The organism is Pseudomonas nicosulfuronedens, assembly GCF_005877905.1.
Taxonomy (GTDB): Bacteria; Pseudomonadota; Gammaproteobacteria; order Pseudomonadales; family Pseudomonadaceae; genus Pseudomonas; species Pseudomonas nicosulfuronedens.
Map to the genome: position 1 here is coordinate 289337 of NZ_SWDV01000005.1, position 9665 is coordinate 299001.

Annotated in this window: 9 protein-coding genes and 1 pseudogene; 9 read left to right on the forward strand and 1 reads right to left on the reverse strand. The window is 67.5% G+C overall.

The annotated features are described in order from the left end of the window. Position 1: 1 nt before the first annotated feature. Positions 2-1078, reverse strand: coding sequence for a sigma-54 interaction domain-containing protein (locus tag FAS41_RS08060; RefSeq protein WP_138521076.1), 1077 nt, complete (start codon positions 1076-1078; stop codon positions 2-4). A 300-nt stretch (positions 1079-1378) separates the two neighbouring features. Here FAS41_RS08060 and FAS41_RS08065 point away from each other — a divergent pair, with 300 nt between their 5' ends. From FAS41_RS08065 to FAS41_RS08100, 9 genes and pseudogenes are all read left to right on the forward strand, one after another. Next, positions 1379-2299, forward strand: a complete 921-nt coding sequence (locus FAS41_RS08065; protein ID WP_138521077.1) for an ABC transporter substrate-binding protein — start codon at positions 1379-1381, stop codon at positions 2297-2299. Then, complete coding sequence (locus tag FAS41_RS08070; RefSeq protein ID WP_138521078.1) at positions 2296-3441, forward strand: phosphotransferase enzyme family protein; 1146 nt, start codon at positions 2296-2298, stop codon at positions 3439-3441. Before FAS41_RS08065 ends, FAS41_RS08070 begins: the two co-directional genes overlap by 4 nt. A gap of 1 nt (position 3442) precedes the next feature. Further along, positions 3443-4318 carry a sulfurtransferase gene (locus FAS41_RS08075; protein ID WP_138521079.1) on the forward strand — a complete coding sequence of 292 codons (876 nt, stop codon included), beginning with the start codon at positions 3443-3445 and terminating at the stop codon, positions 4316-4318. Positions 4319-4430: 112 nt separating this feature from the next. Beyond that, positions 4431-6602 (forward strand): annotated as a pseudogene (locus FAS41_RS08080) (TonB-dependent siderophore receptor). A 12-nt stretch (positions 6603-6614) separates the two neighbouring features. Next, positions 6615-7202 (forward strand): nicotinamide riboside transporter PnuC, encoded by a 588-nt coding sequence (gene pnuC / locus FAS41_RS08085; protein ID WP_138521080.1) that lies wholly within the window; start codon positions 6615-6617, stop codon positions 7200-7202. 8 nt (positions 7203-7210) lie between these two features. After that, positions 7211-7948, forward strand: a complete 738-nt coding sequence (locus FAS41_RS08090) for a UTRA domain-containing protein (protein ID WP_138521081.1) — start codon at positions 7211-7213, stop codon at positions 7946-7948. 114 nt (positions 7949-8062) lie between these two features. Beyond that, positions 8063-8224 carry a hypothetical protein gene (locus FAS41_RS30805; RefSeq protein ID WP_017519129.1) on the forward strand — a complete coding sequence of 54 codons (162 nt, stop codon included), beginning with the start codon at positions 8063-8065 and terminating at the stop codon, positions 8222-8224. A gap of 3 nt (positions 8225-8227) precedes the next feature. Continuing rightward, positions 8228-8866, forward strand: coding sequence for a helix-turn-helix domain-containing protein (locus tag FAS41_RS08095; RefSeq protein ID WP_138521082.1), 639 nt, complete (start codon positions 8228-8230; stop codon positions 8864-8866). 113 nt (positions 8867-8979) lie between these two features. Next, positions 8980-9665: type VI secretion system Vgr family protein (locus FAS41_RS08100; protein WP_138521083.1), on the forward strand; the 686-nt coding region annotated here is incomplete at its 3' end.

Sequence of the window (9665 nt, forward strand, 5' to 3'; positions counted from 1 at the left end):
ATCAGGCCTTGGCGCGGCCCTTGAGCAGGCCGTGGTTGACCAGCAGTGTGCGCATGGCGTTGCGGCTGATACCCAGCAGCGCGGCGGTGCGCAGCTGGTTGAAGCCGCAGTGGGCGAAAGACTCGCGGACGATCAGGTCTTCCAGGTCGTGCAGCAGGGTTTCCCCCGGCACGTCGAACAGCCGCTGCAACTGGTCGCGGATGATTTCCTGCGGCAGCCCGGTGGGCGCCCCCGCGCCCATGCGCTGGCCGGAAAGCGCGGCGGAAAACTTCAGGTGTTCGGGCCGCACCGCCTTCTCCCCCGCCACCAGCAGCGCCAGGTGCACGACGTTCTCCAGCTCGCGGATGTTGCCCGGCCAGGCGTAGTCCAGCAGCGCGCTGACGGCAGCCTCGGAGAACATCGGCTCGGCGATCTTCAGGCGCTGGGCGTAGAGCCGGCGGAAGTGCTCCACCAGCGGCATGATGTCCAGCGGGCGCTCGCGCAGGGGCAGCACACGGGCCTGGGCGACGTTGATGCGGTAGAACAGGTCGAGGCGGAAATTGCCGGCGTCCACCGCCTGCTCCAGATCGACGTTGGTGGCAGTGACCAGGCGGATGTCCACCTTGATCGGCTTGCGCGAACCGACGCGGACGATTTCCTGTTCCTGCAAGGCACGCAGCAACTTCACCTGCAGCGGCATCGGCAGGTCGCCGATTTCGTCGAGGAACAGCGTGCCGCCATCGGCCTCCTCGAACCAGCCGGCACGCCGGCCCGTGGCGCCGGAGAAAGCACCGGCCTCGTGGCCGAACAGTTCGCTCTCGGCGAGGTTCTCGTTGATCGCGCCGCAGTTCACCGCGACGAACGCGCCCTTGCGCCCGCTGGCGCTGTGGATGTAGCGCGCCACCAGCTCCTTGCCGGTGCCGGTCTCGCCATTGATCAGCACCGGCACCTCGCTGGGGCCGACGCGGTCGAGGAACTCCAGCAACTGACGCGAGCGCGGATCGGAAAACACCAGCGCCTTGGCGCGGATCGACAGCGGCTGCTTCTCGCCCTGCGGCAGAGTCAGGACGGGCGTTGCGCCCCAGGGGGATTGGCTCATGGTCCTGCTTGCGCCGTGACTTAGAAGAAGCCGTTACTTTATCCGTGCCTCTTTATAACCATAAATACCTTAATCGCATTAGGTCATAACCCATGGAACGTCCGGGACGACCGAGTCAGAGCGCTTTGACGCGATAGCGGAGAAACTGGCGCTTTCCTGGCAGGAATTCATCTGCAGGGATTTTTTATTCCTTAATATTATAAAAACCAGTGAAAATCATATTGGTATATACCAAATATTCTGCCGTGGAATACGCTCCATCGCAGTCATCGGCCGCTGGCCGTTTCGGAGAAAGGTTCCATGTTTGCCTTGCGGGTCATGCTCGAATACTTCCACCCCTGGCCCAATTCGGCCGGCTTCTACCTCGCCCGTGAACGCGGCTGGTACCGCGAGGCCGGGCTGGACGTGGAGCTGGTGGTGCACGATCCCTATCACGGCGACACCCTGGAGCACCTGGTGCGCGGCGCTGCCGCTTTCGGCGTATTCCCCAGCAACCGCCTGCTGGTGCGCCGCGAGCTGGGCCAGCCGCTGCTGGGCGTGGCGGCGATCAACCATCGCGGCCTGGAGTCGATCCAGACCCTCACGGACAGCGGCATCCGCCGCCCCCGTGATCTGCAGGGCAAGCGCCTGGCGCTCAACCCGACGCCGCGCGGCCTGGCCATGGTGCGCCACCTGGTGAGCCAGGACGGTGGCGACCCGGAGGCGGTGCAACTGGTGGATGCCGGTTTCCGCGAGCTGCGCCCCGAGGACCTGGCCGCCGGCCTCGCCGACGCCAGTTTCGGCGGCTACTGGGCCTGGGAGGCCCTGCTGCCCAGTGCCATCCCCAACGAGCGGCGCGTGGTGCTGCCGGTGGACGAAATCGGCGCCCCGCCCTACCACAGCTACCTGCTCGGCGCGCGGGAGGACTGGCTCGACGCCAACGCCGAGATCGCACGGCGCTTCCTCGCCGTCACCGCGCGCGGGTTCCTCGCGGCAGCGGCCGATCCGGAAGCCGCGCTGCCGGTCTACGAACGCACTATTCCCTACTTTCCCCAGCCGATGCTGGCAGAATCCCTGCGGCGCATCGCGCCCAGCTGGCTGCACCAGGGCCGCTGGGGCGAACAGCGCAAGGAACTGCTGCAGCCCTACGCCCAGTGGCTGCACGAATACGGCGTGCTGCGCGACCCGGAGGTCTGGCGCGGCGCGACCAGCAATGCCTGGCAAGTGGAGAACCCAGCATGACCAAACGCCTGAGCCACGGCATGGGCCTGGACCCGGTGGAGCCCGACTGGCCGGCGCTGACCGCCGCGGAAGTCCGCCCGCTGCTCGCCGACTTTCCAGCCGCCGGCGACGAGGCACATCTGACCTGGCACAGCCCCCGGCCCTTCTCCGCCGCCGCGCTGGTGGAGTCCGCCAGCGGCACGCTGTTCGTCAAACGCCACTCGCCCCGCGTGCGCACAGCGGCATGGCTGGCGGAGGAGCATGCCTTCCTCGATCACCTGGCCCGACGCGGTGCGTCAGTGGCGCAGGTACTGCGTGATCGGCAGGGCCGCAGCGCTATCGAACGCGACGGCTGGACCTATGAAGTCCACGAGAAAGCCCAAGGCCTGGACCTGTACCGCGACACGCTGTCCTGGACGCCGTTCCAGCACAACGCCCACGCCTTCGCTGCCGGCGCCGCGCTGGCGAAACTGCACCGCGCCGCCGAGGGTTTCGACGCCCCCTCGCGCACGGCCGGCGTGCTGCTGAGCAACCTGAAACTGTTCGGCGCGCCGGACCCGCTGGCCGCCATCGAGGCGACTTTCGAGCAGGCGCCCGCCCTCGCCGAATACCTGCAGGCACGTCCCTGGAAGGAGACGCTCAGCGAACTGCACCTGCCGCTGCAACGCGAGCTGTTGCCCTACCTGCAACGCCAGCCGGCGCTTTGGACCCACAACGACTGGCACGCCTCCAACCTGCTGTGGAGCGAGGACGGCCCGCAGGCGCAGGTGGTCTCGATGCTGGACTTCGGCCTGAGCGACCGCAGCTTTGCGCTGTTCGACCTGGCCACCGCCATCGAGCGCAACCTGGTGCCCTGGCTGGAACTGGACCAGGGCCGCGCTGCCATAGCCGACCTGGATGCGCTGGACGCCCTGCTGCAAGGCTATGCCAGCGTGCGTCCGCCGAGCCGCGACGACCTGCTCGCCCTGGCGGCGTTGCTGCCGCTGGTGCATGCGGATTTCGCGCTGTCCGAAGTCATCTACTTCCACGGCATCCTCGGCTCGGCCGAAAGCGCCTCGCTGGCCTACGACAACTACCTGATCGGTCATACCCGCTGGTTCCTCGAAGCCGAAGGGCAGCGCTTGCTGAAGCATCTTCGCCAACTGGCTGCCAGGGTGAACTGAGATGAACCAACCCCTCGTCACCGTCGACTGGCTGGCCGCCCGCCTGGATGACCCGCGCCTGCGCCTGCTGGACGCCAGTGTGGAGCTGGCCGCACCCGGGTTCGACGGCGACTACCGCGTCGAGAGCGGCCACGCCGGCTGGCTCGCCGGGCACATCCGCGGCGCACGCCATGCCGATCTGCTCGGCGAGCTGGCCGATCCGCAAGCGTCCTTCAGTTTCGCCCTGCCTGATCCGCAACGGGCGAAGGACGCCCTGCGCAAACTCGGCCTTCACGACGATTCGCTGATCGTGATCTACGACCGCAGCGACGGCTTCTGGGCGGCGCGCCTGTGGTGGATGTTGCGCAGCCTGGGCATCGACGCGGCCGTGCTGGATGGCGGTCTGCGCGCCTGGATCGCTGCCGGTTTTTCGCTGCAACAAGGCGAATCCGTCGAGGCGGAAAGCGGCACTTTGTCGACCCCGGCGAAGTACCGGGAGGGCTTCTGGATCGACCGCCACGACGTCGAGCAAGTCGTGGCCGGCAAAGCCGACGGCACACTGGTCTGCGCCCTGTCCGCCGCCCTGTTCGACGGCAGCGCGGTCACCCGTTATGCCCGCCGAGGGCACATCCCCGGCAGCCGTAACCTGCCGGCGCGCAGCCTGTTCGACGACGACGGCCGCTACCGGCGCGGCGCGGCACTGGGAGAAGCCCTTGCCGGGCTGCGCCAGGCCGAGCCACCGCTGTTGCTCTACTGCGGTGGCGGCATCTCCGCCGCCGCCCTCGCCCTGGCGCTGACAATGGCCGGGGAAACGCGGGTCGCGATCTACGACGGCTCGCTGCAGGAGTGGGCCGCAGAGCCCTCGCTGCCATTGACCACCGGAGCAGCTCCGGCCTGACAGCCCTTCCACGGGCCATCCCGTTTCACATCCAAGGCCATCCGTTTCGCGCGGGAGGGGCTAGGCCCCGTGCATTCCCGGCGCACGCCCCGGCAATCTTCAGGAGCGTTTCATGCAGTACCTGCCGCGCCCCGCGCGCACGAGATTCCCCCTCAGCCTGCTGACCCTGGCCGTGCTGCTGGCCAGCGGTCCCGGCCACGCCGAAGACGTCACGACCCTGGATACTGTCACGGTGATCGGCCACGACACCGAGAGCTACGCCAGCAATCGCGCCTCCGTCGGCGGCTTCGGCGAAGCCCCGCTGCTGGACACGCCAGCGTCCATCTCGGTGTTCAACCAGGCCCTGCTCAAGGACCAGCAGGCGCGCCTGCTCAGCGACGTGCTGAAGAACGACGCCTCCACCGGCGAGGCCTACGCACCCGTGGGCTACTACGAGAACTTCGAGATCCGCGGCTACTCGCTCAACGCCGCCAGCAGCTACAAGATCAATGGCCGCACCATCACCGGCGAGCAGAACGTGGCGCTGGAGAACAAGGAGCAGGTCGAGGTGCTCAAGGGCCTGTCCGGCCTGCAGAGCGGCGTCTCCGAGCCGGGCGGGGTGATCAACTACGTCACCAAGCGGCCCCAGGACGTGCGCTCGGTGACCCTCGGCACGGACGATGAAGGCGGCCGCTATGTCGCTACCGACGTCGGCGCCTGGCTGGGCAGCGAGCAGACTGTCGGCGTGCGAGTGAACCTCGCCCACGACGACCTGCGCTCCTACATCGACCACACCGACGGCCAACGCGACTTCGCCTCCCTGGCGCTGGACTGGAACCTCTCGCCCAACGCCCTCTGGCAGTTCGACGCCGAATACCAGAACCGTCGCCAGCCCTCGGCGCCCGGCTACCAGTTGCTCGGCGGCAGGCAGCTGCCCCACGGCATCGACCCGCACGACCGCCTCGGCTACCAGAGCTGGGCCGACCCGGTGCGCATCGAGTCGCTGAACCTCAACACGCGCTTCGAGTACCGCTTCGACGACGCCTGGACCGGCACCCTCAGCGCCTCGCGCAGCAAGGTGGTGATCGACGACTACAGCGCCTTCCCCTGGGGCTGCTACGGCGCCGCCAGTTGCGCCGACTCGGCAGTGCCCAACTACTTCAGCCCGGAAGGCGACTACGACCTCTACGACTTCCGCAGCCCGGATGACACCCGCCGCAACGACGAGCTGGAAGCCGCCCTGCACGGCCAGTTCGCCACCGGCTGGCTGCGCCACGAACTGACGGTCGGCACCTCGGCCTTCCGCCGTGTGCTGGACAGCCGCCCGGAGCTCAACGAATGGGTCGGCACCGGCAACATCTACAGCGGCATCGACGCGGTGGAGCCCTTCGACGGCGGGCCCGGCCACAGCTACCGCCACCTCGACAGCCGTCAGTACGGCCTGTTCGCCAGCGACCGTGTCTCGCTGAATGACCAGTGGCAGGTGGTGCTGGGCGGTCGCCAGGTCCGCCTCGACGAACGCACCTTCGACAGCGAAGGCGACACCACCCGGCATACCCGCCGCTCGGAGTTCCTGCCCAATGGCGCGGTAATCTTCAAGCCGCGCGCCGATATCTCGATCTACGGCAGCTACAGCAAGGGCCTGTCCCTGGGCGGCGAAGCGCCGTGGTTTGCCAGCAATGCCGGCGATACCCTGGCACCCACCTCCTCGCGCCAGGTCGAGTTCGGCATCAAGCAGGAGCTGCCCGGCTTCGACTGGAGCGCCGCGCTGTTCCAGATCCACTAGGCCTACCAGTTCGCCCGACCCAACGGCAACGGCACCTTCACCTACGTGCAGCAGGGCCAGCAGAAGAACAGCGGGCTGGAGTTGTCCGCCAGTGGCCGGGTAACCTCCGCGCTGCAATTGAGCGGCAGCGTCGCGGCAATCCGCTCGCGGGTAGTGAACAGCGGTACCGACGACTACGAAGGCCACCAGGCGATCAACGTCCCGCGTCTGCGCGCCAGTCTTCAAGCGGACTATGCGCTGGCCGGCGTGCCGGGACTTTCCCTGCTTGGCGCGGCGCGCTACAGCGGCGCCAAGTACGCTGACCGCGATGGCGCAGTAGAGGTCGGCGGCTACACCGTCTATGACGCCGGGGCACGCTTCAGCACGCGCATCGGCGACTACCCGACCGTGCTGCGGCTGAGCGTCGACAACCTGTTCGACAAGCGCTACTGGCGCGATGTCGGTGAATATTTCGGCGACGGCTACCTGTTCCAGGGTGCGCCGCGCACGGCTCGCCTGACGGCGAGCGTCAACTTCTGAGGTAAGCGCAAGATGTCTGCTCTGGAAATCATCGCGGTGGTCGTCAACGTGCTCGGCGTCTGGCTCACCGCCCGGCGCATCCGCTGGTGCTGGCCGGTGAACGTGGTGGCGGTGCTGCTCTACGCGTGGATCTTCTTCAGCGTGAAGCTCTACTCCGACATGCTCCTGCAGCTGGTCTTCGTGGTGCTGCAGTTCTACGGCTGGTGGCAGTGGAGCAAGGGCGGCAGCGACCACGGCAAGGTGCGCGTCGAACGCCTGCCCCTCACCACCGCCGTCACCTGTTGCCTGGCCGGCGCTGCCGGCGCCTTCGCCCTGGGCTGGGCGATGCACACCCACACCGACGCCGCCCTGCCCTGGATGGACGCCGCGCTGACCGCCTTCAGCCTGGTGGCGAGCTTCTGGGCGGCGCGCAAGTACGTCGCCAGCTGGTGGCTGTGGATCATCCTCGACGTGCTCTACACCGGGGTCTTTCTCTACAAGGCGCTGTACCTCACCGCCGGGCTCTACGCCGGCTTCGTGGTACTGGCGATCTACGGCCTGCTGGCCTGGCAGCGCGAACTGCACGAGCAACCGCCGGCCCTCGCCGCCGGCCATTCCTGAGGATCGCCATGCTCTACCAGGCCATCCCGCCGCACTACGCGCGCATCCGTGACCAGCTGGCCGCGGACATCGCCCAGGGGCGCTTCCTCGCCGGGCAGAAACTGCCCCCCGAGCGCGACCTCGCCGAGCGCTTCGACTGCACCCGCGTGACCCTGCGCCAGGCCTTGCAGCAACTGGAAACGGAAGGCCTGATCTACCGCGAGAACCGTCGCGGCTGGTACCTCAGCCCGCCGCGCATCGACTACGACCCGACGCGGCTGGTCAGCTTCATGGACTACGTGCGCCGGCAAGGCCGCGAACCGCTGACCGAACTGCTGAGCGCCGAACGCCGCCGTGCCGGCGCCTGGCTGGCCGCGCGCATGGGCCTGCCCTCGCCGGACGAACCGGTGTTCCGCCTGCACCGCCGCCGGCTGATCGACGGCCGCCCGGTGCTGGTGGAGATCAACACCCTGCTCGCCAGCTGGTGCCCGGACCTGCTCGACGCGCGCCTGGACCGCTCGCTGACCACCGTGCTGCGCGAGCGCTTCGGCAAGGTGCAGACGCGCTGCACGCTGAACCTGCGCCTGGGCACCGTCAACGACGACCAGGCCGAGCTACTGCAACTGGCCTCGGGTGCCAGCAACCTGGTGCTGGAACGGTTGAACTACGCCGAGGACGGCCTGCTGGTGGAGTTCGACCAGGAATTCTGGCGGCCGGACGCCGTATCGGTGGCCGTGCAGGCGGATTTCCCGTCGCGGCCGTTATAGCTGAATAAGTAATTACCAAATGCTAATTCAGTATTTCTGGTTCTAACAGGATCGCGGCTAGGCTAGCTCCAACTTCACCGCCACCGGCTTGACTGCAAGCCTTCTGGAGCCGCCATGGACCGCACCGACAACATCATCGACCTCGCCCGCCACCGCACGCGCCGTCAGGCACGCCGCCAGGCCGAGCTGATGTGGATGCTGTACGCGCAGCGCGCCGGCTACGACGCCTTCCAGATCGTCCAGCAAAGCCGCGACAGCGGCCGCCGCGAGGCCTGATCCATGGGCCTGCCGCTCGCCACGGAGCTGCCCGCCGTGGCGTTCGATCCGACACAAAGTACGCCCGACACGCCCGAAGACCCCATCGGCGAGCGGGTCGCCAGCAACCTGCTGCGCCTGCGCGCCAAGCGCAACCTCTCCCTCGACGGCCTCGCCCGGCTCTGCGGCGTGAGCCGTACCATGCTCGCGCAGATCGAATCCGGGCGCAGCGTCCCGTCGATCAAGGTGCTGTGCAAGATCGCCCAGGGCCTGAAGGTCTCGGTCGCCGCCTTCCTCGACGACCGCGCCTTCGAAGGCGTGGCCGTACTGCCCGCGCGCGACAGCAAGCGCCTGGTCAGCGGCGACGGCGCCTTCGTCAGCCGCGCGCTGTTCCCCTTCGACGTCTCGCGCCAGGTGGAATTCTACGAACTGCGCCTCAAGGGCCTAGCCACCGAACACTCCACCGGCCACGCACCGGGCACCCAGGAAAACCTCGTAGTCGCCCAGGGCGTGCTGGAAATCAGCGTCAACGATGAACGCTTCCTCCTCGGCACCGGCGACTCCATCCTGTTCTACGCCGACCAACCGCACAGCTACCGCAACCCGGCGGACAGCGAAGCGGTGGCGTATCTGGTGACGACTTATGCGGAGCGGTTGGACTGAGGCTGAGTCCCTCACGCCTGACGAACGATCAGACGGAATTTCCAGACGGGTCTGAATGACAAGGCAATGGCCTAACTGGTGGGATCGTCGTTCTCCTGGAACGGACGCCTGCCATGCTCATCAACGCCGCTCACCGGTTCTTCGACCACAGCCGCCACACCCTGCACGTCAGGGACGTTGAAGCCCCGCTCGACGTGCTCGCTTTCGAGGGTGACGAAGCCCCCAGCCAGCCTTTCACCTACCGCATCGAATTCACCAGCACCGATCGCGACCTCGAGGGCGACAGCTTCCTGTGCCGGGACGCCAGTTTCAGCCTGCGTGCCCCGCCCGAGCCGCTCGGCATCCCCGGCTACACGCCACCGATTGCCGCGCCACTGCGCACCTTGTACGGCACCATCACTCGCTTCGCCCTGCTGGCCTACTCGCGGGATGAATCGCGCTACGAAGTGACCTTCGTGCCGCGCCTGAAGCTGCTGGGGTTCGCCCGTCAGTACCGCATTTACCAGAACCAGAGCGTGCCGGAGATCGTCGAGCAGGTCCTGCGGCGCAACAACTTCGCCGGGCAGGATTTCCTCTTCCAGCTGACCCGCGAGTACCCGCAGCGCGAACAGGTGATGCAGTACGGCGAGGACGACCTGGCGTTCATCCAGCGCCTCACCGCCGAGGTGGGCATCTGGTATCGCTTCAGCATGGACGAGCGCCTGCGCATCGAGGTGCTGGAGTTCCATGACGACCAACGCCATTACCTGCCCGCGCCAGCCCTGCCGTTGCGTCCGCTGTCATCGCTGGAGTCCAGCGG